At 59.8% G+C, this 23,824-nt stretch carries 20 protein-coding genes and 1 tRNA gene; 8 read left to right on the forward strand and 13 right to left on the reverse strand.

Annotation, left to right across the window (positions count from 1 at the left end; all coding sequences use genetic code 11):
- Together WC026_RS08330 and WC026_RS08335 are read left to right on the forward strand one after the other, a co-directional pair.
- On the forward strand, positions 1-403 hold a 403-nt coding region (locus WC026_RS08330), incomplete at its 5' end, for a molybdenum cofactor biosynthesis protein MoaE (RefSeq protein WP_372710393.1).
- A 172-nt stretch (positions 404-575) separates the two neighbouring features.
- On the forward strand, positions 576-1,883 hold the full coding sequence (locus WC026_RS08335) for an N-acetylmuramoyl-L-alanine amidase (RefSeq protein WP_372710395.1): 1,308 nt from the start codon (positions 576-578) through the stop codon (positions 1,881-1,883).
- A gap of 730 nt (positions 1,884-2,613) precedes the next feature.
- Here WC026_RS08335 and WC026_RS08340 read toward each other — a convergent pair.
- The 3 genes from WC026_RS08340 to WC026_RS08350 all read right to left on the reverse strand — a co-directional run bounded on the left by WC026_RS08340 (position 2,614) and on the right by WC026_RS08350 (position 6,002).
- On the reverse strand, positions 2,614-3,543 hold the full coding sequence (locus WC026_RS08340; protein WP_372710396.1) for a diacylglycerol kinase family protein: 930 nt from the start codon (positions 3,541-3,543) through the stop codon (positions 2,614-2,616).
- Between the two features lie 348 nt (positions 3,544-3,891).
- Positions 3,892-4,779 carry an RNA polymerase sigma factor RpoH gene (rpoH, locus tag WC026_RS08345; protein WP_372710397.1) on the reverse strand — a complete coding sequence of 296 codons (888 nt, stop codon included), beginning with the start codon at positions 4,777-4,779 and terminating at the stop codon, positions 3,892-3,894.
- 188 nt (positions 4,780-4,967) lie between these two features.
- Complete coding sequence (locus tag WC026_RS08350) at positions 4,968-6,002, reverse strand: RluA family pseudouridine synthase (RefSeq protein ID WP_372710398.1); 1,035 nt, start codon at positions 6,000-6,002, stop codon at positions 4,968-4,970.
- Between the two features lie 50 nt (positions 6,003-6,052).
- Here WC026_RS08350 and WC026_RS08355 point away from each other — a divergent pair, with 50 nt between their 5' ends.
- Positions 6,053-6,430 (forward strand): hypothetical protein, encoded by a 378-nt coding sequence (locus WC026_RS08355; RefSeq protein ID WP_372710399.1) that lies wholly within the window; start codon positions 6,053-6,055, stop codon positions 6,428-6,430.
- A 153-nt stretch (positions 6,431-6,583) separates the two neighbouring features.
- Positions 6,584-6,659: transfer RNA gene (locus WC026_RS08360), tRNA-Glu, on the forward strand.
- A gap of 219 nt (positions 6,660-6,878) precedes the next feature.
- On the opposite strand, the gene WC026_RS08365 is transcribed toward WC026_RS08360, so the two are convergent.
- The 9 genes from WC026_RS08365 to aceA all read right to left on the reverse strand — a co-directional run bounded on the left by WC026_RS08365 (position 6,879) and on the right by aceA (position 17,766).
- Positions 6,879-7,247, reverse strand: a complete 369-nt coding sequence (locus WC026_RS08365; protein ID WP_372710400.1) for a hypothetical protein — start codon at positions 7,245-7,247, stop codon at positions 6,879-6,881.
- A gap of 39 nt (positions 7,248-7,286) precedes the next feature.
- Positions 7,287-10,634 (reverse strand): error-prone DNA polymerase, encoded by a 3,348-nt coding sequence (locus tag WC026_RS08370; RefSeq protein WP_372710401.1) that lies wholly within the window; start codon positions 10,632-10,634, stop codon positions 7,287-7,289.
- Complete coding sequence (locus WC026_RS08375; protein WP_372710403.1) at positions 10,631-12,172, reverse strand: DNA polymerase Y family protein; 1,542 nt, start codon at positions 12,170-12,172, stop codon at positions 10,631-10,633. The genes WC026_RS08370 and WC026_RS08375 overlap by 4 nt, the downstream gene beginning before the upstream one ends.
- Positions 12,096-12,746 (reverse strand): ImuA family protein, encoded by a 651-nt coding sequence (locus WC026_RS08380; protein ID WP_372710404.1) that lies wholly within the window; start codon positions 12,744-12,746, stop codon positions 12,096-12,098. The genes WC026_RS08375 and WC026_RS08380 overlap by 77 nt, the downstream gene beginning before the upstream one ends.
- A gap of 246 nt (positions 12,747-12,992) precedes the next feature.
- Positions 12,993-14,537 carry a hypothetical protein gene (locus tag WC026_RS08385; RefSeq protein ID WP_372710405.1) on the reverse strand — a complete coding sequence of 515 codons (1,545 nt, stop codon included), beginning with the start codon at positions 14,535-14,537 and terminating at the stop codon, positions 12,993-12,995.
- A 42-nt stretch (positions 14,538-14,579) separates the two neighbouring features.
- Positions 14,580-15,278, reverse strand: coding sequence for a hypothetical protein (locus tag WC026_RS08390; protein ID WP_372710406.1), 699 nt, complete (start codon positions 15,276-15,278; stop codon positions 14,580-14,582).
- 525 nt (positions 15,279-15,803) lie between these two features.
- Positions 15,804-16,190: an acyl-CoA thioesterase gene (locus WC026_RS08395; RefSeq protein WP_372710407.1), complete on the reverse strand. Its 387-nt coding sequence runs from the start codon at positions 16,188-16,190 to the stop codon at positions 15,804-15,806.
- A gap of 3 nt (positions 16,191-16,193) precedes the next feature.
- Positions 16,194-16,439 carry a hypothetical protein gene (locus tag WC026_RS08400; protein WP_372710408.1) on the reverse strand — a complete coding sequence of 82 codons (246 nt, stop codon included), beginning with the start codon at positions 16,437-16,439 and terminating at the stop codon, positions 16,194-16,196.
- A 22-nt stretch (positions 16,440-16,461) separates the two neighbouring features.
- Positions 16,462-17,766: an isocitrate lyase gene (aceA, locus tag WC026_RS08405; RefSeq protein WP_372710409.1), complete on the reverse strand. Its 1,305-nt coding sequence runs from the start codon at positions 17,764-17,766 to the stop codon at positions 16,462-16,464.
- Between the two features lie 133 nt (positions 17,767-17,899).
- Between aceA and WC026_RS08410 the strand changes: the two genes are divergently transcribed.
- From WC026_RS08410 to WC026_RS08425, 4 genes are all read left to right on the forward strand, one after another.
- On the forward strand, positions 17,900-19,318 hold the full coding sequence (locus WC026_RS08410) for a short-chain fatty acyl-CoA regulator family protein (RefSeq protein ID WP_372710410.1): 1,419 nt from the start codon (positions 17,900-17,902) through the stop codon (positions 19,316-19,318).
- Positions 19,319-19,340: 22 nt separating this feature from the next.
- Positions 19,341-19,838 (forward strand): ribonuclease E activity regulator RraA, encoded by a 498-nt coding sequence (gene rraA / locus WC026_RS08415; protein WP_372710411.1) that lies wholly within the window; start codon positions 19,341-19,343, stop codon positions 19,836-19,838.
- A gap of 549 nt (positions 19,839-20,387) precedes the next feature.
- Positions 20,388-21,788 carry a hypothetical protein gene (locus WC026_RS08420; RefSeq protein WP_372710412.1) on the forward strand — a complete coding sequence of 467 codons (1,401 nt, stop codon included), beginning with the start codon at positions 20,388-20,390 and terminating at the stop codon, positions 21,786-21,788.
- Positions 21,785-22,558: a hypothetical protein gene (locus WC026_RS08425; RefSeq protein ID WP_372710413.1), complete on the forward strand. Its 774-nt coding sequence runs from the start codon at positions 21,785-21,787 to the stop codon at positions 22,556-22,558. The genes WC026_RS08420 and WC026_RS08425 overlap by 4 nt, the downstream gene beginning before the upstream one ends.
- A 36-nt stretch (positions 22,559-22,594) precedes the next feature.
- On the opposite strand, the gene WC026_RS08430 is transcribed toward WC026_RS08425, so the two are convergent.
- Positions 22,595-23,644, reverse strand: a complete 1,050-nt coding sequence (locus tag WC026_RS08430; protein WP_372710414.1) for a LuxR C-terminal-related transcriptional regulator — start codon at positions 23,642-23,644, stop codon at positions 22,595-22,597.
- Between the last annotated feature and the right edge of the window lie 180 nt (positions 23,645-23,824).

Consider the following 23,824-nt stretch of genomic DNA (forward strand, 5'->3'; position numbering starts at 1 on the left):
CTCCGACACGAGCATTGGCGGCGTGGCGCTGTTCGTCGGCAAGGTCCGCGATCATAAAGACGGAGAAACGCTCTCCGAACTCGTTCTCGAACACTATCCCGGCATGACGGAGGCCGAGCTCGAGCGCATCGAGGCCGAAGCCCAGCGCCGTTTCGAGCTTTCAGCTTCGCTGATCGTGCACCGCGTCGGCCCGTTGAAGCCGGGCGACAACATCGTGCTTGTGATCGCGTGCGCGGCGCACCGGCAGAACGCTTTCGCCGCCGCCGAATTCCTGATGGACTATCTGAAAACGCGCGCACCCTTCTGGAAAAAGGAAGTGTTGGCGAGCGGCAAAGGCCATTGGGTCGATGCCCGAGAAAGCGACGACAGAGCTGCCGCGAACTGGGAAACGCCGCGGCGATAACGCCACGAATTTGCTCGACTCAAAGCCTCTCATCACGCTTAACGAGAGCTTAACCGCCGCCATCTCATAACCTTAACGTCGTACCGCTCCGACCGCCAAAACGCCACGTTCCGTAGGCACACAATCGATTTGTGGCGCTTTGGGGCATGGACGCGCCACGGGGGAACAAGGAATGCGAAGCCCGGCACAACGAGCGATGCGCTGCGCGTTTGCAGCGGCGTTGCTCTGTGCAGTCGTTGGCCCGGCCGCAGCCGCAGGCCCCGATCCCGAAACGCCGAAAACGGGCAAGTCGCAGATCGCGATCGCCAACCCAACGCCCAACGCCGATTCCCGCGAGAAGGTGCTTCGCACGCGGTTCGTCGTCGGGCTCGAGCGCAAGGTCGACTATCGTGTCTTCGCGATCTCGAATCCGAACCGCGTCGTCGTCGAACTTCCCGACATCACCATGCAGCTCCCCGCCATTGACGAGAACAGGCCCGTCGGGCTGGTGAGAGCCGTTCGCGCCGGTCTTGCCGCGCCAGGGACGACGCGTATCGTCATTGGCGTGACGCAGCCTGTCGTCGTCGAGAGTTCGAGCATCGAGCAGGACGACAAGGGCCTGTCGCGCCTTGCCATCGTCATTCGCCCGGCCGGGTCCGGGATGAGCGGCCCAGGCATGAAGGAATTCGCCGAGCCTTCGGCACTCGGCGCCGCGGGCTTGCAGTTGCAGCCGCCGCTGCCGCGCCCCGCCGTAAAGCCGACCGAACGCGCCGCGAAAGCGTTCAAGCCGGTCATCGTGCTCGATCCCGGTCATGGCGGATACGACTCCGGCGCGGTGAAATTCGGCACCGTCGAAAAGAACGTGGTGCTCGCCTTCAGCCTCGTGCTGCGCGACCAGCTCGAAAAGACCGGGCGCTATAAAGTGCTGATGACGCGCCACGACGACACGTTCATTCCGCTCGACGACCGGACGAAATACGCCGAGCGCAACAGGGCGAACATCTTCATCGCCATTCATGCCGATTATTCCGACACCGGCTCGCGTGCCCGCGGCGCCACCATCTACACGCTGCGCGACGGCGTGGCTAAGAATCTCGAGCGCTCGGCCAAAGGCAATGCCGCCGAAAACGTTCTCTCGGCGGAGGAAATCGATACGGTCAGGAAGGTCAGCGACGACGTCGGCGCGGTCCGAGGCATCCTGACCGATCTCGCCGAACGCGACCTGGAAATGACGCACGAACGCACCGGCATGTTCGCGAAGACGGTGATCGAGAACATGGGGGAAAGCACGCCTATGCGAAACGAGCCGGATCAGCAGGCTGCGTTCCGCGTGCTCAAGACGGCGCAATTCCCGTCGGTGCTGATCGAACTCGCCTACGTCACCAACAAGCAGGACGCGAGCAACCTGCAATCCGACGGCTGGCGCGGAAAGGTTGCGCAGTCGATCGTCTCGGCAATCGACAACTATTTCTCGCACGAGATCGCGCGTCTGCCTTTTTGATTAGCGCTTCCGACTCGCGTTCCGCGAGCCGGCCGGAAGCGCTGGTTTTTCATCGGCGCTTCCGACTCGCGTTCCGCGAGCCGGCCGGAAGCGCTGGTTTTTCGTCGGCGCTCCGGACTCCGCTTCGCGGAGCCGGCCGGAAGCGCTGAAGAGGCCGTAAACAAAAAAGGCCGGCGCGTCGGCCAGCCTTTTTTATTTCGATGTGGCCGGGGTTCGTCGCACCTTACCCGGCATTGCCCAGTTACCTCCTACTTGGAGGATATTTCAGGTGTTGTCGCCAGAGCAGAAACAACCAGCGGTGTTTCCTCGACAGTTCACGCGGAGCATTCCTCGCAAGTGGTCTGAGAAAATCGGCTGGCCGGCGATAGCGCTTCTGCATGAGGCACTCCATCTTCCAGATGTCCGCGGCCCCGCCACAACGGCGGGGTGGTCTTCGTGGTCGGGCGAAACGCACGCATACGCTCAGCACACGGGCTCGCTGGGCGGCGCGCTAACGTCGGATAGTCGACATCGAAGTAGCGGGAAGGGGTGGACGGGATCGTAAAGGCGACGAGCCTGAACCTGAGCGACGCTCCCTCGGGCAGCCCTGTCCACTGCTGCCACGCGCCGTTCAAAGTTGTCTGCCGGTCCATCCGGATCCGGTTCAGAGAAGAAATGGGCATCGATCCCCGTATCTCGCTCTGACGCTCGCACGTGTTGTAAGGCTAAGCCTCACAACCCTTCACAGTTCTTAGGGTACGCGATTCGTGTGACGATCCGTGAGACCAGCAACATGAGTATCCGGTACGATCAGCCGAACGCGTGGCCCATCGGCCAGCACCTCCACCGGCGACAGGCCCGCCTCGTCGCCGTCGACCTCGATCAGCACCAACGCCTGCCGGCCGATCAGCGCCCGCCGCACAGGCAGGACATGGACGCCGGAAGGGCGCGTTTCCGGATTGCCCAACCGACCGAGTGACAAAGCAATCGCGCTCTTCGCGATCGCGCAACGGGAGCGCGCCTCGATGACGACCGCGATCAGGCCGTCGCGGCCGACCCCCGTCTCGCGCGTCAACACGAACGAACCGCCATAGCGGCTCGCGAACGTCAGGATCAGCCAGCTCGCCTCAAACCGGCGCCCGTCGAGCTCGACGTCGAAATGCCGGACGCCTTCCGCGAGTGTTTTGATCACGGGATAGCCGTAAGCGGCGCGGCCCAGCATCCTTTTGGTGCGATAGTTGAGGCGCGCGACGACGCGGGCGTCGAACCCGGCGCCGACCATCAGAAAGAACGGCGCGCCGTTGATCGTGCCGCCGCCGACGTCGATCACCGATCCTTCGCGCAGGACGCGGGCGACGTCCGGGGCGCGCCGTGAAAGCCCGATCTCATGCGCCAGGACATTGCCGGTGCCGAGCGGCAAGAACCCGACCGGCAAGCCGGTTCCGGCGGCGCCCGTCGCAACGGCGCGGAACGTGCCGTCGCCGCCCGCCGCGATGACCGCATCACAGATCCCTTGGCGCGCGGCTTCCGCCACCCGCTCGGCTGCTTCGGAGGCACTGCGCGCCGGAAGCTGGAAGACGTTCGCGCCGGCCGCGCGCATCGCGCTGAGGACGCCGTCAAGCAGGCGTGGAATCGCGACGCCGGCTTTGGAATTGAAGACGAGAGCAAACCGGCGGCGCATGAAAAAAGAGCGTTGAATATGATTATGGCGGCGCCGGGTGGCACCGCCATGCTTCACAAGCAGATTGCTCGGTAAGCGTCCTACGTGGCCGCGTCAAGAAACAAACGGGCAAGCGGCCCGGGCTGGCGCTAGAGCCTTTTCGATTTTGGTAGAATCGCAGAAAAGCTCTAGCTCTTTGTTTTATCGTGCTTCCTCCGGAAAACCGGTGCCCACTTTTCCGGAAGCACTCGATCGTTATTTTGCCGTGCTTCTTATCGGAAAACCGGTGCCCACTTTTCCGGAAGCACTCGATCTTTGTTTTGCTGTGCTTCTTACCGGAAAACCGGTGCCCACTTTTCCGGAAGCACTCTATGCCGCCGGGGCTTCGGCGCGGCGGGCCGTCGACGTCACCGCCTTCTGGACCTTCTCGAAGGCGCGAACCTCGATCTGGCGGATGCGCTCTCGGCTGACGCCGAACTCGGCCGACAGTTCTTCGAGCGTCGCAGGTTCTTCGGCCAGACGCCGCTGCTCGAAGACGCGGCGTTCGCGGTCGTTCAGGACGGACATAGCCGAAGACAGATACGACTTGCGCCGTGCCAGCTCCTCGTCCTCGACGAGCCGGTCTTCCTGCGTCGGCGTATCGTCGACCAGCCAGTCCTGCCATTCGCCGGATTCGGACTCGGCGCGGATCGGAGCGTTGAGCGATGCGTCGCCGCCCAGGCGGCGGTTCATGCTCACGACATCGTCTTCCGGAACGCCGAGCTTGGTCGCGATCGCCTTGACCTGATCCGGACGCAGATCACCATCATCCAGAGCCTGCAGCTGGCTCTTAGCCCGCCGCAGGTTGAAGAACAGCTTCTTCTGCGCCGCCGTGGTGCCCATCTTCACGAGGCTCCACGAGCGCAAAATGTACTCTTGAATGGATGCGCGTATCCACCACATCGCATAGGTAGCGAGGCGAAAACCCTTCTCCGGGTCGAACCGCTTCACCGCCTGCATCAGGCCGACGTTGCCCTCGGAGATCACTTCGCCGATCGGCAAGCCGTAGCCGCGGTAGCCCATCGCGATGCGCGCGACGAGACGCAGATGCGACGTGACGAGCTTTTCGGCCGCATCGGAATCCTCATGCTGCTGCCAGCGTTTGGCGAGCATGTATTCCTCATTGGGCGCGAGCATCGGAAACTTACGGATCTCCTCGAGATACCGCGAGAGACCGAGCGAACCGCCAGCCAGTGACGGCAGACCTTTTGTAGCCATTAGCCCTGTACGAACCTTCACCCGCCATGCGCGGTACGGTCCGTCGCTCCCTTCATGTCGTAGGAGTCTATCTTCGTGCCCCCGACGTCGCACGTTACATAGTGGTTAAATCTCGCAATTCACCGGGGGTTCCAGTCACGACGTTTTGAGCGTCGCGCACACGGATTAACCGCTGATTGCCTCACACACTACAAACGTTTCTTGTTGGCTTTTTCCGTCGCTTCGAAAGCCACGGCGAGGCGGCGCAAATCTTCTGGTAATTCGCTGTTAAATTTAAGTTTTTTTCCGGACCTCGGATGCTCGAACTGCAGCGTTTCGGCATGTAGCGCCTGGCGCGAGAGCTTCGAAGACGCGATACGGACGGCGTCTCTCAGCGCGGCAAGGCGCGTCCGGAAACCACTGCCGTAAACCGCATCCCCCAAAACGGGATGTCCGATATGCGCGAGATGCACGCGTATCTGATGCGTGCGTCCCGTTTCCAGGACGAGCCGGACGAGCGAGATATCGCCAGTCGGACGCTCTCCTGGAAAAACTTTCACGACCTCATAGTGCGTCGTCGCCAAACGTCCCGCCTCGCCGCGCTTCACGGCGATTTTCATGCGATTGGCCTGGCTGCGGCCGAGCCGCGCGTTGATCGATCCCTTAGGGAGCGGCAACCGTCCCCAAACGAACGCGAGATAGCTTCGGAACAGGCGGCCGTCGCGACCGTGACTTTTGAATTGCTCCGCAAGCCCTTGATGCGCGGCGTCCGTCTTGGCGACGACGAGCAGGCCCGATGTATCCTTATCGAGGCGGTGCACGATCCCGGGGCGCTTGACGCCGCCGATCCCGGACAGGCTGTCGCCGCAGTGCGCGATCAACGCGTTGACCAGCGTGCCCGAGGCGTGCCCCGCGGCCGGATGCACGACCAGTCCAGCGGGTTTGTCGATGACGATGAGGTCCGCATCTTCATGGACGATGGACAGTGGCAAAGGTTCTCCCACCACATCCGGAGCGACCGGAGGCGGCAGCGCGACCCTGTACGTCATGCCCAGTTTGACCGGGGTCCGCGCCTCTCGTATCGTTTCTCCGTCGCTGACGTAGCCGTCGCGAATCAGCGCCTGGATGCGCGCGCGGCTCAGGTCTTCGATCCTTTGCGCCAGCCAGCGATCGAGGCGCTGACCGGCGTCCTCTGGAGCGGCAGTCAGTTCGATCGTGTTTTGGGATTTCGTGATATCTGGCACGATATATCTGGAACGATCAGAAACGGTGAAAAGAAAGAAGCACGATCATCATGAGCAACGGTGAGCCCACCTCGGCGGAAGTGATGCGCGATCAACGGCTGCAGCGCAACCTCAAGATCGTCGTCATGGGATTAGGCGCCCTGATCCTGATGGGGGTCGGCGCCGTCATCGTGAAAATGGTCGGACTTGCGACCGCGCCATCCCCGGCAGGGCAAGGAATTCCGAGCATCAGTGCGGCCTGGCGCACCACCGGCGAGGTGACCATCGAAATTCCAAAGGGCTCCAAGGTTGTATCGGTCTCGCTTTCCGGAAATCGGCTGGCCGTCCACCACGACGGGCCGGCGGGGACTGATATCACCATTCTCGATCTCAACACGGGCCGTCGCGTCGTGGATGTGAAGCCGGTGGAAGCGCTGCCGAAAAACTAGAGCCCAACAACGGAACGGCCGAGTACGGCGATCCTGCTCTGCGGCCATTCGCGCTGATGCGTACGCGCACCGTTTTCAGCTTTTGCGCCTTGAGCCACCGTTTTCGGGGTTGATCGAACGGCGCCAACCGACTACACGTCGGGGCTTGCGCCGGCCCCGTTCGTCTAGTGGCCCAGGACACCCGCCTCTCACGTGGGCAACAGGGGTTCGAGTCCCCTACGGGGCGCCAACAATTTTCAGCTCAACATATTAAATTAACTCACGAAATCTATGACCCCCTAGGGATATAGCGGGTCAAAGAGAGGCTACGACATCATAGTCGACCTCATAGATCTCGTGGATCATTTAGACGCTCCGCCATTTTTTCGGAGCTTCGAATGCACGCGAAATACAGACCTGCCAATCCCGTCAAGCGGGATGGCTTCTGGTATCTCGTCCGTCAAGAATTCTATCGCTTTGAACAGCGCCGCCAGTCCTCGTCAGCACCCGTATCCGCGTTCCGGACGACCCCAAAGCCGTCGTCGCCCGGACCATCGTCGCGAAATTGGACGAAGAACTGCTGCAACGGTGGCGCGATATGCGCGAAGGCAAGGACGTCGAAGCGAAGCAGCGTTTCACCACGGTCCTCCACACCGCTGAGGAACTTCGCATCCCGTATCTGCCTCAGAGCGAAGTCATGCGCCTTGCGTACAGCGAGATCTGGAACCGCTATCAAAGGGTCGTCGGGAACCAGCCGTTCCAGGATCTGCTGACCAAAGGCGTCACCGATGAGTTCTGGCAACGGAATCTTGCGGCCTTCGGCCGGGGTCGACGTCATTGATCCGGAGATCAAGTAATTGCCGGTCTTCGAAACAGATCAATGAAAGTCTCGCGAACCCGGCAGAATGCGGACGTTGCGGGGATGGCGGGCGCGGGAAGCTTGTGGATGCAGGAATTCGTCGGCGCGCGACAGTTCTATTGTGGGCTCATGCGTCTCCGATAGGCGGGCGAGTTCCGCTGTGCGGTCGATGATGCGCGTCGCCATGAGATGCACGACGTTCTCGGGGCTGCGCTGTACTTTGCCTTCGATCAGCAGCAGGCGGCCGCCCATCACCTCCTTGCGGAACGTCTCGAACGTGCGCGCCCAGAGCACGGCATTTGTAATTCCGGTTTCGTCTTCCAGGGTGATGAAGATCGCGTTGCCCTTGCCCGGCCGCTGCCGCACGAGAACGACGCCGGCAACGCGTCCGCGGCTGCCGTTGCGTTGGGCGGCAAGCTCGGCGCAGGAAGCGATGCCTTCGCCTCGGAATATTGCGCGCAGCCATTCCATCGGATGACCTTTGAGCGATAGCCGGGCGGTCTGATAGTCGACCGCAATGTGTTCGCCGATCGACATCGGCGGCAACTGCGCATCGGGTTCATCGCCCATATCCGGCTCATGGGCGGCCGCGAATAATGGCAGCGTGTCCGCATCGGGCAGTCGCCGTGCCGCCCACAACGCGTCTCGACGCTGGATACCGATGGAGCGAAAGCAATCGGCATCAGCGATCACCCGCAGCATCCGTTGTGGCATTCGCGTGCGACGAGCCAGATTATCGACATCGGTATAGCCGTTGCGGCGGAGCGCAATCAGCCGTTTACACCACTCCTCCGACAACCCGTCGATTTGCCGGAAGCCGAGCCGAAGCGCTGTTCTGCCGTCAGCACCGGCACATAACGTATTGTCCCAATCGCTTTCGTTGACGTCGACAGGATAGACCTCGACATCATGATCGCGCGCGTCCCGCACGATCTGAGCCGGAGCATAAAATCCCATGGGTTGCGAATTCAGGAGCGCGCACGCGAACGCCGCCGGATAGCGGCATTTGATGAACGACGAGACATAGACGAGTTTGGCAAACGCCGCCGCATGGCTTTCCGGAAAGCCGTACTCGCCGAAACCTTTGATCTGATCGAAGCAACGCTGCGCGAAATCGCGATCATATCCGCGCTCGACCATCCGCTCGACAAGCATCGACTCGAACTTATGGATCGTGCCGACATTGCGGAACGTCGCCATCGCACGGCGGAGCTGATTGGCTTCGGCGTCGGTGAACTTGGCCGCGACCATGGCGAGCTGCATCGCCTGCTCTTGAAAGAGCGGAACACCGAGCGTTCTCGACAGCACGTCGTAGAGTTCATTCGGATCGTGCGGGGGCGCCGGGGAAGGAAACGTCACCTCTTTCGGATTTTTACGGCGGCGCAAATAGGGATGCACCATGTCACCCTGGATCGGGCCCGGCCGCACGATCGCAACCTGGATGACGAGATCGTAGAATTTTTCGGGTTTCAAGCGCGGGAGCATGTTGATCTGCGCTCGGCTTTCGACCTGAAAGACGCCGATCGAATCCCCCTTCTGAAGCATTTCGTAGACGTCGCGCTGTTCCACAGGAACGGTCGGGAGATCGAAGTTTTCGCCTTCGTGCGTGCGGATCAGGTCGAAGGCTTTGCGGATACACGTCAACATGCCGAGTGCCAGAACGTCGACTTTCATCAGGCCGAGAACATCGATGTCGTCCTTGTCCCATTCGATGAATGTCCGATCGTCCATCGCTGCATTGCCAATGGGGACGATCTCATCCAGCCGTCCGCGCGCCAACACGAACCCGCCGACATGCTGCGAGAGATGACGCGGAAAACCAAGAATGCGGGTGGCAAGCTCAATCGCCCGACCGATTATGGGATTGCGATGATCTATTCCTGCCTGACGGAGATGAGCTTCGGAAATTTCCGATCCCCAGCTTCCCCACACGGTGCCCGCGATCCGGCTGGTGATATCTTCGCTGAGGCCGAGCACCTTGCCGACTTCGCGAATGGCGCTGCGTGGACGATACCGGATCACGGTCGCGACCAGCCCGGCGCGTTCGCGTCCATATCGCTCATAGATGTATTGGATCACCTCCTCGCGACGTTGGTGCTCGAAGTCGACGTCGATGTCCGGAGGCTCACGCCGTTCGCTTGAAATAAAGCGTGCGAAAAGCAGATTGTGTTGGTCGGGATCGACCGATGTGATGCCAAGCACGTAGCAAACGGCGGAATTCGCAGCCGATCCGCGCCCCTGGCAAAGGATATCTTTTTCTTTGGCATATCGGACGATGTCGTAAACCGTAAGGAAATACGGTGCATAATCGAGCTGCGCGATGAGCTGTAGCTCCTCTTCCACCTGCCGCCGTACTTTCTCCGGCACGCCGTTCGGATAGCGCTCGGCCGCCTTTTGCCAAGTCAAATGATCGAGCCATCCTTGCGGAGTCCAGCCTGACGGCACCGGCTCTTCGGGGTACTCATACTTGAGATCGTCGAGAGAAAAGACGATGCGTTCACGCAGATCCTGCGTGGCGGCGATGGCGGATGGACAGTCGCGGAAAAGTTGAACCATGTCCGCAGGCGGCTTGAGGTGGCGCTCGGCGTTGGCTTCCAGCCGTGTGCCAGCCGTCTCGATGCGCAGACCTTCGCGAATGCACGTCAAGATGTCCTGAACCGGTCGCTGCTCCGGGACGTCATAGAGCACGTCATTGATGGCAATCAGCGGAACGTTTGCAGAGGCCGCAACGCCGCTCAGCCGAGAGAGAACGCGACGGTCATCTCCTTTCAGATGCACGGACGCGGCAAGCCATACATTTCCGGGCGCGGCCTTCACGACGGTGCGGAGATGCGCTTCGAGACCATCGAGCATCGGCGTCGGAATGACGATAAGGAGCAGGTCCGCGCAGTTGGACAGCAAGTCCTCTCGCCGAAGGCTGCATTCGCCCTTCTTTGCCAGGCGCTTTCCCAGCGTCAGCAGGCGGCAGAGCCGCGCCCAGCCCGCGCGGTTTTCCGGATAGGCGATAATATCCGGCGTGCCATCAATGAATACGAGGCGTGCGCCGACGAGCAGCTTAAAGCTTTCGGCGCGAGCCTTGATGGCTTCCGAAATGCTGGCCCAATCGCCCGGCTTGGCATTTTCAATCCAAGCGTATTCGCCGGGACCGGAACCTTCACGGACTTTTTGCGGTGCGGGCAATCCCTCGCGCCGCAAATCTTGCAAAGCGCCGTAAGCTCTGACAACGCCCGCCAGCGTATTGCGATCGGCGATACCGATACCCGTGTGTCCGAGAAGGACGGCGCGCGTGACGAAATCCTCAGGGTGCGATGCGCCGCGCAGAAACGAGAAATTTGTGGTGGTGGCGAGTTCGGCATAGGAGGTCATGGAAAAACTCCATGCAAAAACCACTTCTGCCGTTCGCCGCCAGCCGTCGCCGCCGCGCGAAAAATCCAGAAACGACGGCCCTCCGAGCTTTCGACGCGATAGTAGTCGCGCGTGCCATAGCCTGACGGCGAACGCCACCATTCTTCCGCAATCCGTTCTGGGCCGATCGCGTTGGCAATGCGATGCATGACGCGACGCCAGCGGACGCTTTTCGGCCTAGCGTTGTCATCGGCTTCGACGTCGATCGGATGCGGACGCGGGTAGATCAATGGCGGACGCAAGCTCGCTGTGCTGTCCACCATGTGCCGGGCCCATTCGTGCGGCGGCGCAGGAAGCACGGCCGGAATCACAGCCTGCGCCCGTTCCGGGATATGGCTATCGATCGGCTGCAACCGCATCACGCGCTCGCGTCCGAACATGGTGCTCAGTCGGTCGACAAGCTGAGCGATCTCGTCTTTCTGGTCATCCTGCGCACTGAATGTGCCCTGGCTCTCAATCCACGGCTCGACTCGCATCGCCTCGAAACAGATCAGATCGAAGCCGAATCCAGGGTCGAGCGGATCGGCGAGCGCATCGAGGCGATCGCGGTGGAGACGCAAGATCACATCGGGATGGCGCGTTGGGCTGCTGGTTTCGACGCGGATGCGACGAACCGCGCCATCCGCCCGCAAAAATGTACCTTCGAAGATGCGCCCCCCGACGCTCCGCGCGACCAGCTGGTCGCAGACGGATGTAGCCAGTTCGGCAAGCATGCCAGCGATGACATCGTGACTGGCGACGGGTTCCGCGCAGCGCTGCTCGGCTCGATAAGCGGCCGGTTCACGGAGGGGAGAAATGCGCCGATCTTCTTCTCCGAGCACGCGACCGAGTTTCGCCGTGAAAGCCGACGTGAAGCGGGCGGCAAACAGCAGCGACGGCCGGTCGGCGACGTCGGCAACCGTCTTGAGTCCTGCACGCTTTAAGGCCGTCGCATCTTCCGGCGCACATTCGAGGGCCGCGACCGGAAGCGCGCGAACCCGTTCATCGTCATCGGCAAAGCATGGATTGGTTCGGGAGAAACGCGCCAAAGCCCGCGCCATGTCGGGCGTCGGCGCGACAGCGAGTTTCACGACCGATACGCCAGCAGTGCTCAAAACCTTTTGCAGATGCGCGGCAAGCGTGGCTTCTCCCGCAAAAAGGTGGCTGCATCCCGTGATGTCGAGTGCGAGACCGTCCGGCGGATCTAAGGCGACCGAGGGGGTAAAAGCTACGGCCAGATCGGCAAGGCGTTCGATGAAAGCCGCATCCGCCGAGGGATCGGCAGCGATCGCCCGCACGCTGGGGAGACGCGCCCGCGCATCAGCAAGCGCCATACCGGATTGCAGGCCCAAAGACCGGGCCCGGGCATCGACCGCAGCCAGCTGCGAAACGCCTTTCGCCTTGGCAACGAAAACCAGCGGCCGATCTTCGTCACGCCGGTTTTCACGCTGCCAGCGATCCGATGCCAGGAACGGCATCCATAGGCACAGATAACGCCTGCGTGAAGCATTTCCGGTCATGATCCCACTCCACGATGCTACGCCTGCCATCGAGCCCTGACGGACTCTTCAGCACGATCATTTCGAAAGCCGTGCGCCGCATCCGGTCCGACGCTTGAGGCGCGGCCTGCACGCGCCAGCGGAGTTGTGCGGCATTGGGTTCGCCATGGCCTCCCAGCCGAACGAGCACGATAGCAACGCCGGACTTTTCCGCTGCGAGCTTCAATCGTCGGCTCGCCGTCAGATCGATGGGAGCCCGCATTTCCAGAACGACAGCGCCGAGTGCCGCACAACGCGCACCTTCGAGCGCGGCGCGCAGAGCATCGACGGATGTGCGCGCTTCGATGATGATGCAGCCACTGGGGGATAGACCGAAGGCCGCCAACCCCGGGCCATAGGCGTCTCCGGTTTCCACCACGGCAGCGGCTTCACGCACCCACAGCAGCGTGGCAGCGCGCGATGCTGATGCCGCCGAGATGGTCTGCACAGCTAAGGCCAGGCCAAAACCGACCGCGACGCTCGCATGGCCGGGGGCAGCGACGACTTCGCGAAGTAGGACGGATGCTTTGCCTGCGGAAATTGAGGACAACGGCATGACAAGAATAAAATCAGGGTTTAATGTTCACTTTTTGTTCTAGTGCACCCAGCCCTTGCTGTCTAGTGTTGCTTTGCATGGCCGCTTGTGGCCCAAAGCAGCCATAGCTTTTTTGGTATCCCGTTGTTGGCGGTGACTACATCGCGGTGGATGCAGTTCCTCTAATTGTCTGAAAATCTGAAACCATAATTTCGCATCCGAGTGCGTGAAGAACTTTCTTTTTTTAAGAGGCTCTCCGCGCTCGCATCAACCGCGCGTCCGGATGCGCTCCGCGATAGCGGGATGATCGAGCAGCTGTAAGTGGCGCAAATGATCGAGCGCTTCGAGCGCGTTATCGCTGGAGTGAACGACAGGTGGAACCTTTCTCTTATCACCGCCAAACTCATTTCGGATCGTGTCCTTGATCCTTATGTGCTCATTATCAAGCCGGGGATGCTTCTTTCTCATCGCTTTTGAGGGGGATTTGGGACGCGCGTCCCAGCAGACGAACCAGTACACCGGCTTAGCCATTCCATTGGGTCCCTGCGGGTCGGTCCAGTTCCCTCCACGAACGCCGGTCAGGATGCTGGCGTACTGATCAGGCGCGACAGGACCTTCGCAAAGCGTCTCGAAATGTTCCGCGAGCTTCGCGCGCACATTCGGCACTACGGAGAGGCCTTGGCCAAAGTCTCGGATGAAAAAAGTCGCCAGTCCCGCAGGCCGCTTTGCCTGATCGAAATAGCGATGCTGAAGGAAGGAGTTTCGGCGGCTGTAAAATCCGATCAAATCGAGGCTCGGCAGGCAGCCCGCATCTTTCAGTAAGGTTTCGACTTCGCTAAAGCTTTGCGGCACTGAGCGCTCTGCGCATAAAGCGAGACGCGACAGTTCATCGAAGTAATGAGGGCTTTTGAAAGTCTGGCGATTTATGACTTGCGTGCTGGGCGCGATCTTCTCCGACTTGTTGTGAAACATCAGGTGATAGCAGAAGGCGAGAAAGCGCGACTCGGCGTCGGCAACACGGACGCCCGAAGGACGAAGCGTTGCAGAACGGAGTAGTGCAACTGCGAGTTTGGAGGTGTAGTAGGGTACGCTTTTATAGCTGAATCCGCCGCTTCCGTCGTCCGTATAGACATCGAGTGGATAGGTCGAAACGCTCGAGCGGAAACATTCCAGCATCTGAGAAACATCCGACGCAGCCACGAGAATGTCCATGTCGCCCGAGTGCGTCCCGCTTTCAATTTTCTCACTCCAACGCAAGACGATCTGATTGAGATGAGAGATCTGACGCAATATCTCCAGAGGCGTTCGACCGGCAGGTGCATATTGCCTGCGGTTATCAGTCAGTTTGACGGAGGAGCGTAAGATCCAATAACTCCGCGCGCCTCCAGTCGTCCTCAGTGTCGTGCTGCCGACGATCTTGAGACCGCCGCGTCGTCCGTACCGCGCCAGTCCGATGGCCGCCGGAACTGCTCCTTGTATTTTCGGAATGAGAATGTAGCGAAATCGTCCGAACATCCGCTTGTCGATGAGAGCAGAAACGGCAGCGCCGTGGAGGATTGCGACATCGCAATTGTTTTTGCGAACGTCCGATATGGCGTCGAAACGCGCAACGAAGCCATATTCGGTCCGAGCGCCGTTCGGGGGGTTGGCGTCCCTTTCCAGCGCCAGGACGTCACGCGCACCCCATGACAGAATTAATCGTGGAGTGAGCCATGCAGGCGCGAGCGCCAGCAGGACAAGCTTGTCGGCAATGATGGCGCGCACATCCAGCTTTAGCGCGGCGTCACCCTGAATTTCACTGGTCCCTTCCAATCACGCCATCCTCTTCGACTGCAGCGAGCGAGCCGAATAGAGCTAACGCGTGGTTGGAACAAGGCGAAACATCGGAGGGCCATCGAGCGTCTTTTCAGGCTCGACAGTCAGCAGAGAATAATCAGGACAAGAGACTCCGAGCGCGCGAGCGTACGATTCCCAAAGGGAGTAGCACTGCACGAGAAACTCGGGCTGAGCGTAGAGGTGCTGTGCTCGACGACGGCGAATCCCACGAAGACTTTGCGCAAAAACACGCATCGGCTTCCTTACGCATTTTTGCCATGCGATTTCAGCGCGGTTCTTTCGGCGCATTCGTTCGCGTTCGCGGGCAAGATGCTGTCTCCGCAGGCAGGCACCATCAGTTTTAACGAATACGCAATCAATGCGGCTGGCTAACTTAAAAAGAGCGTCGGCCGCATCATCGGAATAAGATGGAAGTCCCCATCGAAAAATGTACGAGATATCATAATGGAGAACGGCGCATTTTTCGGGCCCGATGCTCTCCAGCACCTTGCTAATCGCAAGACCCTCTTTGTGGATGTCATTGACGTCAATGACGGGCCAATTGGCACAACCTGACGGTAGCTGTGCGACGATGTACGGGTCGAGCCATCCCTGAGTGAGAGCGCGAATGAACGTGGACTTCCCACCGCCGGACGCACCCGACACAAGCAAAAATCGGATCTCTTTATCTTGAGCCGAATGACCTTGCACATCGCCATGAAAACCAACATTCATCATCAGGTTGGCTCCCGCTCGAAACACCCGCACTAGGCCATGAGGCCTGATTAAATAGGCAATCTAGCCTATGCCAGGCCATCGCACTATTGCAAACCCGTCAAGCTTTCGACAGCCAAATGTCGTGTACTTGTCGCAATTTTGCACCGTGTGCCGATCGTTTGTGTATGGCGTTCAGAGCAGGTTTCGCTTTTCGACTGAAGCCTTCGGAGAAAGACTTTCTGACATGTGCTCCGCGCACCGTGCAGCCGTTCTTACAACGGGCCCTTGCATCCGCGCCATGTCCGTTCCTGGCCCGTAGCGGATTAAGCCGACGCCTTGGAATCTGAGCGTTTCCTTGCGCTGCGAGCGTTTACATAAACGGCAAAGACGGGGCTCTAGCTTTCGAAGCGTCCGCTGCCGGCAGCCGGAACATTCAACGGCCCATTTCGGTCGCCTTCTTGAGTTCGCGCTTAAAGCCAATGCGCGGAAAGCCAAGGTTTGCGGATTGAACCATGGTATTTGCCTTTTCGAAAAAACGATATCGGATCAAGCGGCGTTTTCTGCCGCGATGGGTTGCGGGCGGCCGTTCTCATCGACGGCGACCATCTCGAAGCTGCTGCGCATCGCGAGCTTGCGATCGGCCTTGCCGAGTGTTTCGGCGACAACGTCGACCTTTACCGTCATTGAGCTGCGTCCAACCCGCTCGACGCGCGCGATGAGTTCGACGAGCTGGCCGACGAGTACGGGCATGTGAAAATCGACGCGGTCGGAGCGCGCCATCACGACGCTCCCTCCCGCGCGCCGGGCCGCAGCAATTGCCGCGGCCTTGCTCATCAGATTTAAAGCGGTGCCCCCGAACAGAGTGCCGTAGTGATTGGCCTGTTCGGGGAATACAATCTCGGCGAAGCGCGTCTCGGCAGGATCGAGTGGCATCTTTTATTCCTTTGAAGGCGTATCGGGCACGCGCACGATCGGAACCATTTGATCGCCCCACTGACCGCGGCCGTTGTGGACACGATGGGCTCGCATCAGCTCGATCGATGCACCTGCTTCGACGGCCTGATGGATTTGCAGATTGAGCCGGTGCAGCGTATCCGCGACCTTGCGAATAGCTGCGTCGACATCGTCGTTTCTCGGTCCGTTGAAGGGCTCGGCCATGATGATGATGTCCGCTGATCTCAAGGAAATAACTCCCGCTACGCGGCTATTCGGCCGCCGGCCTGACTGCATCGCCGTGGAACTGCGCTGTCTCGGTCGAGCCCGACATGGCCGTCGTCGATGACGTCCCGCCGGTGATCGCGAGCGACACGGCGTCGAAATATCCGGTGCCGACTTCGCGCTGGTGCCGCGTCGCGGCGTAGCCGTGCGCTTCGCTTGCGAATTCGGCCTGTTGCAGCTCCGAATACGCCGCCATGCCGCGATCGCGATAACCCTGCGCCAGCTGGAACATGCCGTGGTTCAGCTGGTGGAAGCCTGCGAGCGTGACGAACTGGAATTTGTAGCCCATTGCGCCAAGCTCGCTCTGGAACTTTGCGATCGTCGCGGGATCAAGCTTCTTCTGCCAGTTGAATGACGGCGAACAGTTGTAAGCGAGCTTCTTGCCGGGATACCTGACGTGAATGGCCTCGGCGAATTTCCGCGCGTGCTCGAGGTTGGGTGTCGATGTTTCCCACCACAGGAGGTCGGCATACGGCGCATAGGCGAGGCCCCGCGCGATGCAGGCGTCGACGCCGTTGCGCAACGTATAGAAACCTTCCGCCGTGCGCTCGCCCTTGACGATGAATTCGCGGTCACGCTCGTCGATGTCCGAGGTGATCAGCTTTGCTGATTCCGCGTCGGTGCGCGCAACGATGAGCGTCGCAGCGCCCATCACGTCGGCCGCGAGCCGAGCCGCAACGAGATTGCGAATGTGCGCGGCGGTCGGGATCAGAACCTTGCCGCCGAGATGGCCGCACTTCTTTTCGGAAGCGAGCTGATCTTCGAAGTGAACGCCTGCGACGCCTGCTTCAATGTAAGCCTTCATGATCTCGAAGCTGTTGAGCGGCCCGCCGAAACCCGCTTCCGCATCCGCGACGATCGGAGCGAACCAAGTCGCAACGCTCGACTTGCCTTCCATGTGCTCGATCTGGTCGGCACGCTGCAGTGTGCGATTGATGCGGCGCGCAAGCTCCGGGCCGGCGTTCGCGGGATAGAGGCTCTGATCCGGATACATGGCGCTTGCGGTGTTGGCGTCGGCGGCGACCTGCCAGCCGGAAAGATAGATGGCCTGCAATCCGGCACGGACCATCTGCATCGCCTGATTGCCGGTGACGGCGCCGAGCGCGTGGACATATTGCTCGGCGTTGAGAAGATGCCAAAGGCGCTTCGCCGCGATGTCCGCCAGCGTGTAACGGATCGGCACCGAGCCGCGCAGCTTTTGCACGTCGGCAACGGAATAGGGACGCTCGATGCCATCGAACCGGTCGAGAGCCGCGTCTAGCCCCAACTGCACGATTTCCGAACTCTTCATCGCCGTCCTCGCTTGCCAAATGACTTTATATTCGCAATATCCGCATTCCTAATTCTCGCGAAACTCCTGAAATTGCGGAGTTTTGCGAGGCCATATCTGCGAATTTGCGAATTTTGCGAATATTGAGGCCGACATGAGAAAAGCTTTCATGGGCGTTCGCCTGAAGCGGCTTCGAGAGGAGCGCGCGCTGACACAGGTCGCCCTGGCGCGCGCCCTTGAGCTGTCGCCGAGCTATCTCAATCAACTCGAAAAAAATCAGCGTCCGCTGACGGTGCCGATCCTGCTCAAGATCAACGCCGTCTTCGGCGTCGACGTGCAGCTTTTTTCCGAGGACGAGGAAGCGCGTCTGATCGCGGATCTAAAAGAAGTGCTGGCCGACCCCGGACTCGGGGAATCCATCGCGCTGACGGAAATCCGCGAAATCGCCGCCAACATGCCGACAGTCGGGCGGGCGATCATCGCGCTGCATGCGCGATCCCGTCAGGCTTCCGAACGCGCCGACGCGATGGCGTCACGCCTCGGGCTGAGCGCGGAAGAGATCGAACCCGCGACGCTGATGCCCTACGAAAGGGTGCGCGACTACTTCTACGCGCGCCACAACTACATCGCGGAGCTCGATGAAGCCGCCGAGGCGCTGTTCGGCAAAGCGCATCTCGTCATCGGGGATGTCGCGACTGGCCTTAGGCACTATCTGCGCGCGGAGCACGGCGTCGATATCGTCATCGTGCCGGCGACCGATACGCTTTCGCCGCAACGGCGATTCAATCGCGCACGGCGCACGCTTGAACTTTCCGCAAACCTCAATCCTGGCCAGCAGGCGTTCGAGATCGCGACGCAGCTTGCTTTTCTCGACATCGGCGACACGCTTGACCGGCTGGCGAAGGACGCCGCGGACGACAGCGAGGAAACGTTCCGCCTGGCGCGCATCGGCCTCGCCAACCATTTTGCGGGTGCATTGGTGCTGCCCTATAAGCCGTTCCTCGAAGCTGCGGAAACACTGCGCTACGACATCGATCTACTCGGGCAGCGCTTCGGCGTCGGCTTCGAAACAATTTGCCATCGATTGAGCACGTTGCAGCGGCCTGAGGCGCGTGGCGTACCGTTATTTTTTGTGCGCGTCGATCGGGCGGGAAATATTTCGAAACGCCAGTCGGCGACGGATTTTCATTTTTCGCGTGTCGGCGGTTCATGTCCGTTATGGAACGTATACGAAGCATTCTCGACGCCGGGGCGTATTCTCACACAGCTCGCGCAAATGCCAGACGGGCGCACGTATCTTTGGGTCGCGCGAACGGTCTCGCGCGGGCACGGTGGTTTCGGCGCTCCGGTCAAAACGTTTGCGATCGGTCTCGGCTGCGACCTCAGTCATGCGAGCCGGCTCGTCTACGCGAAAGGCCTGAACCTTGCCGGCTCGGGCGTCGCGGTGCCGATCGGAGCGGGCTGCAAGGTCTGTGAGCGTCCAACTTGTCCGCAGCGCGCATTTCCGCCGATTGGCGGTCGCACCGCCGTCGATGAAAACGAGCGGCGCTTCACCCCTTATCCAGTTGCATAACGACCGATCTCAAGGAGCCGACATGACCGTTCCCGCAACGTGCGATCTATCCGACCGCTTCGGCGATGACGCGCGCCTCCTGCCGCCGCTGTTTCGCGACTTTGGTAAGCGGAAGATATTCAAAGGCATCGCTGTCACGATCAAATGCTTCGAGGATAATTCGCGCATCAAGGAAGCTCTGGCGACCCCGGGACAAGGAAAAGTTCTCGTTGTCGACGGAGGCGGCAGCACGCGCTGCGCGTTGCTCGGCGACATGATCGCGAAGGATGCCGTGGCGAACGGCTGGGAGGCCATCATCATCCTCGGCTCGGTGCGCGATACATGCGTGCTGCAAACGCTCGATATTGTGATCAATGCGTTGTGCCCAGTACCGCGAAAATCGACGCGGAGAGGTGAAGGCAGCCTCAATATCGACGTTGATATCGCGTCGGTCAGCGTTTCTCCGGGTGACGTTGTCGTCGGCGACGCGGACGGCGTGATCGTGCTGAAGAAGGATCAGGCGACACAAGCCGATCTTTGAAGATCGGGCATCCTCCGCGGCTCCGATGTCCGTCGCAACGGCTCGGTGCGCGCCGCGCCGTATACCGCGTTTTGCAAACGAACACAGCTTGGCGGAAGACAACCGGCGCGCGCGAACGTGAAGCGGAAACTCGAATGCTGAGTTCGCTTCGAACACTCGTGCGTACACATCACATTGTCGTTTCTCAGCATTCACTGACACGGATGCAGCACATGCACACAACATTTTCATGTCTGTTTCTTGACATATTTGTAACAATAGGGCGCTCTACCTAGGCGATTTGGCTTACCTGCTTTGGCCATATGGCTTGATTGACGAAGTAAGCTCAGACGCCGGGGGGACCGTGCTGATTTGGAGCGCCTCAGGCCGCCGAGTGGCGGCGCTGTTCAGTCCTACGACAACCGGCTTTCGACTGTCGGGCATCTCGCGCGCGCCAGTTGGCGGCAGCACCATTTTCGATCGCGCATCGAAACATAACTGGGAAATCCGAGCAATTGCTTCGCGCGCAGGAAGGTATCCGCGCAGATCGCGGCATGGATCATCGACAACATGATGACCATGAGCACATCGCAAAAACTGGAAGCTGTTGCCACCGAATGGAGCATTACCGGCGTAGCAGCGAGCCCTTCCCCGAATGCAAGCAATGTGAATTTGGTTCAGGACGAAACTAGGCGCACGTCGGAGGGAGGGCCGCAATCGGCGCTCGCCTCGATCATCGACAGGATTCATAGCGGTCCGTGGTGCCTCGTGCAGCTTCGCGGAAATCCTCTGAGCGCGAATGACATATGCGCCGGAGACGTCGACTTCCTCACCAGCGCATCGTCCGTCAACGCACTATTGCACGCGGTTTTCGCGTGGAGCCTCAATGGCGAATGTCATGCGCTCATACGGTCGCGATCCGGCGACAAGATTGCGCTCGAGATATTCGACATCGAAGGGCGCAACAGCATCTGTTTCGATTTCTGGATCGAGCTTTGGCAGCTTGCTGGTGGAACGACCTACCTCAAGTTTGAAGATATCAGTCATCTGCTCGCGGCATCGCGCGGCATCGTGAGATTGCCGCCGGCTATCGAAGCGGCGACCTACCTTGAGCATCTCATCAGCAAGAAGAAGAAGCTCGAAAGCGAACAGGTTCGCCGAAGACTCGCGAATTACGAAAGCACGTGCGCTTCGGCGGGATTTCCAGAGCTTTCCGCCGTTTTCGCAAGGATCGGGCGAACGGCGAAGATCGACGAGGCCGCTTTGGCCGTAAGCCGGCAACTGCTTTCAGAAAATAAGCTCTGGCCTGCCGAACGGCCCCTGACGCGACTGCGCCACAAGCTCGTGGCGGAAGCGAGCGCAGCATGGCTCGATGCTCCGCGAAAAACGCGATGCATTTCGATTATGGGCTGCGACGGTTCTGGAAAAACGAGCATCATCAAACAGCTTCGGGAAGCCGACCCCGAAAAATTTAAGAGCTACGTCGGCAAACGGCTGTACCGGAATTCCATTTTTTACAAGATTGCCGTCGCCTTGATCCGTCCGCTTCTCCTCCAAGGTCGGGAGAAATTCGACGACACCCTCGCGCCCTTCAACTATCTGCGCGCGTCCGCGGCGCTGCCCCTGTTGAACATGGTCTCGGGAAACAAGCTGATGCTCATTGACCGAGCGCTGATCGATTTTCTCATCGTCGACCGAAAATCCGATAACCCAAGGCTTCACTGGACATCCCGCCTGTCGCGCGCATTCGGACAACGAATTCCGGTCGTCCATCTTCTGGTTCCGCAAGATCGGCTGTCGCAACGCAAGAGAGAAATGACAGCAGCCGGACATACAAAATACGATCGCATTATCTTCGACAATTTATCGCTCCGCAGGCCGACGACGTACGTCCTGTTTTACAACGGAGGCGGCATCGAAACGTCGATCGCTGCCGCCCGAAACATCATTCTTCAATTCTGGAGATCATGATGGCCATCCACGATATCAAGCAAATAGCCGTCGCACTACGAGCTGTCCATCGAGACAGGGAGAATCGAGCCGTGTTTGGCTCGGCCGCGCCGAGAACTGCCGAACTCATTTGGGTTGATCCGAAAAAGATCAATTTCTATCTTGAGGATCTGCCCGAGGGTCTGAGTATTCGCCGCATAAGCGGCCGCATCGTGGATTTTGAGCGCCGAGGGTTACACTTTTCACCGCTCGAAGACCTCGTGCAGGTAAAGTCCAGCCTGATGCATTGGCGCGACGGGCTGCCATGGGAAAAAACACCGGACTTCACAAGAGGCATGAGCCGGGTCAAGCTCTTGCGGGCCGGCATACGGCGCAATACGAAATCAGCAATACTGCGCCGCTACCGCAAGCTTGACGAACTCTACCGCAGGATTGAGCAAGAAAGGGTGTTCAAGACCCAGAAACAATTGAAGCGCTGGAATTTCCGTGAATACGGCGGCGTTCAAGTCGGTATCGACGCAGCCGGTCGGTTCGCCATCATGCGAGGGTCTGGGCTGCATCGCGTCACGATCGCAAGGCTTCTCGACCTTCCTTACATTCCAGCGATGGTCGGGCTGGTCGATGTCAATGCCATTTCGTATCTGGAGCTGCTGAGGCAGCCGCCCGAAACTCGATCAGAGGCCGGCGGCGGCTCTGACATCTTTCGTGGATACCGGACATACGACCGTTCGTCCGTCGCAGCGCGATCCGCGAACCCGCTGCGATCATTGCTTTCGGGGAATGCCCGCTGAAGATCGTTACATTGAAAAGTCTGTCGCGCTGCGGAGCTACCTGAATGTCGCGGTGAATTTATTCACCAGCGCGCGCTCCGACGTCACGTCGGCTTTGCGATAGATGCGCAGACGGCAGTTTTTGATCGTGCCCTTGCTGATCTGAAGCTTTTGCGCGATCTCGCCCGTGCTGTGACCCATCATGATCAAAGCAAGAATTTCCCGCTCTCGCCGCGTGAAGTCGCCGAGCGTGGCGACAACCTGATCGACATACTCATGTTGGTTTTTGACCAAGGGCCGTGGTTCCAACGCATAAATGCGTCCGCCCGGCGCCAGGGGAAAGTGGCGATCCAGCGCCTCGGAGCGCAGAATGAAATCTTCCAGGTCATACTTTTGCGTCGCTTTATTTTCCGTGGCGTGCACGATCTCGTCGATCGCAGGATCCTGCGCCGCGGCCTGGACCCAGGAATCGCTCGCATAGACTTGCTCGCGGAACCGGTCCTGGATGAGAGTCGGGCGATTGATGAAGCCATCCATTCCGCTCCGGTTCGCGTACCGGAGTCCATTGAACAACCAACTGAGATGCGCGTGATGATAGCCATCCAGAGCCGGAAAGATCAGCTCGGCCCTTTTGATGTCGGACGACGAGAACGTTCCCTTTTCCCGCACCAGGAATAGCGCCAGGCAGCAATGTCCGACGGTGGTGAAGAACATCGCCATTTCGTCGGAAACGTTGGCGGTGGCGCCGAACATTTTTGAATAGAGGATGAACTCAACGTTTTCAGTTTTTAACCGCGATAGCGTCAGGACACCAGGCGTTCCGCGCGCCTTCCAGTGGTTGGCGTACGGATCGATCGTGGAGCATTCGCGGGTGTAAAGTTGCACGATGTCGTCCGGCACGTTGTGCGTAAAAAGAATGTCGGGCGGGGCGAAGCGCGAATAGCGCATGATCCATCTGGACTCATGCTTCATCGTCGAGCCGAAAAGATCGAGCAATTCCCGATGGAAGGTATCCTGTCCGATTGACATTGCGACGCGGCCGGTGCGGTGAAACCACTGCGCGTCCGTTAGGCGCGTAACAGGCACTTTCTTGGAATTGCCGCTCATGGCTTGCGACCGACCAACTTTTCAAGCATCCGAAATCTGCCGCACGGGCGGAGATGCACCGCGCACATAGTGCCAATAGGCACTATTGCCTGATCCAGGCCAGTGAAAACTAATCTATCGGAGAACGAGCGTAGAAAAGACGGCAGCGTCAGGTTCGCCGCAGACTTCGCGGTTGCAGCG

Source organism: Hyphomicrobium sp., from assembly GCF_041674905.1.
Lineage (GTDB): Bacteria > Pseudomonadota > Alphaproteobacteria > Rhizobiales > Hyphomicrobiaceae > Hyphomicrobium_B.

Excerpts from the sequence above, each read along its gene's own strand:
- WC026_RS08355 (WP_372710399.1), top strand. The coding sequence starts at position 6,053 with ATGAGCAACGGTGAGCCCACCTCGGCGGAAGTGATGCGCGATCAACGG.
- WC026_RS08370 (WP_372710401.1), bottom strand. The coding sequence starts at position 10,634 with ATGACCTCCTATGCCGAACTCGCCACCACCACAAATTTCTCGTTTCTG.
- WC026_RS08380 (WP_372710404.1), bottom strand. The coding sequence starts at position 12,746 with ATGCCGTTGTCCTCAATTTCCGCAGGCAAAGCATCCGTCCTACTTCGC.
- WC026_RS08335 (WP_372710395.1), top strand. The coding sequence starts at position 576 with ATGCGAAGCCCGGCACAACGAGCGATGCGCTGCGCGTTTGCAGCGGCG.
- WC026_RS08410 (WP_372710410.1), top strand. The coding sequence starts at position 17,900 with ATGAGAAAAGCTTTCATGGGCGTTCGCCTGAAGCGGCTTCGAGAGGAG.
- WC026_RS08375 (WP_372710403.1), bottom strand. The coding sequence starts at position 12,172 with ATGACCGGAAATGCTTCACGCAGGCGTTATCTGTGCCTATGGATGCCG.
- WC026_RS08430 (WP_372710414.1), bottom strand. The coding sequence starts at position 23,644 with ATGAGCGGCAATTCCAAGAAAGTGCCTGTTACGCGCCTAACGGACGCG.
- WC026_RS08395 (WP_372710407.1), bottom strand. The coding sequence starts at position 16,190 with ATGCCACTCGATCCTGCCGAGACGCGCTTCGCCGAGATTGTATTCCCC.
- aceA (WP_372710409.1), bottom strand. The coding sequence starts at position 17,766 with ATGAAGAGTTCGGAAATCGTGCAGTTGGGGCTAGACGCGGCTCTCGAC.
- WC026_RS08425 (WP_372710413.1), top strand. The coding sequence starts at position 21,785 with ATGATGGCCATCCACGATATCAAGCAAATAGCCGTCGCACTACGAGCT.
- WC026_RS08390 (WP_372710406.1), bottom strand. The coding sequence starts at position 15,278 with ATGATGAATGTTGGTTTTCATGGCGATGTGCAAGGTCATTCGGCTCAA.
- WC026_RS08420 (WP_372710412.1), top strand. The coding sequence starts at position 20,388 with ATGATGACCATGAGCACATCGCAAAAACTGGAAGCTGTTGCCACCGAA.
- rpoH (WP_372710397.1), bottom strand. The coding sequence starts at position 4,779 with ATGGCTACAAAAGGTCTGCCGTCACTGGCTGGCGGTTCGCTCGGTCTC.
- rraA (WP_372710411.1), top strand. The coding sequence starts at position 19,341 with ATGACCGTTCCCGCAACGTGCGATCTATCCGACCGCTTCGGCGATGAC.
- WC026_RS08365 (WP_372710400.1), bottom strand. The coding sequence starts at position 7,247 with ATGACGTCGACCCCGGCCGAAGGCCGCAAGATTCCGTTGCCAGAACTC.
- WC026_RS08340 (WP_372710396.1), bottom strand. The coding sequence starts at position 3,543 with ATGCGCCGCCGGTTTGCTCTCGTCTTCAATTCCAAAGCCGGCGTCGCG.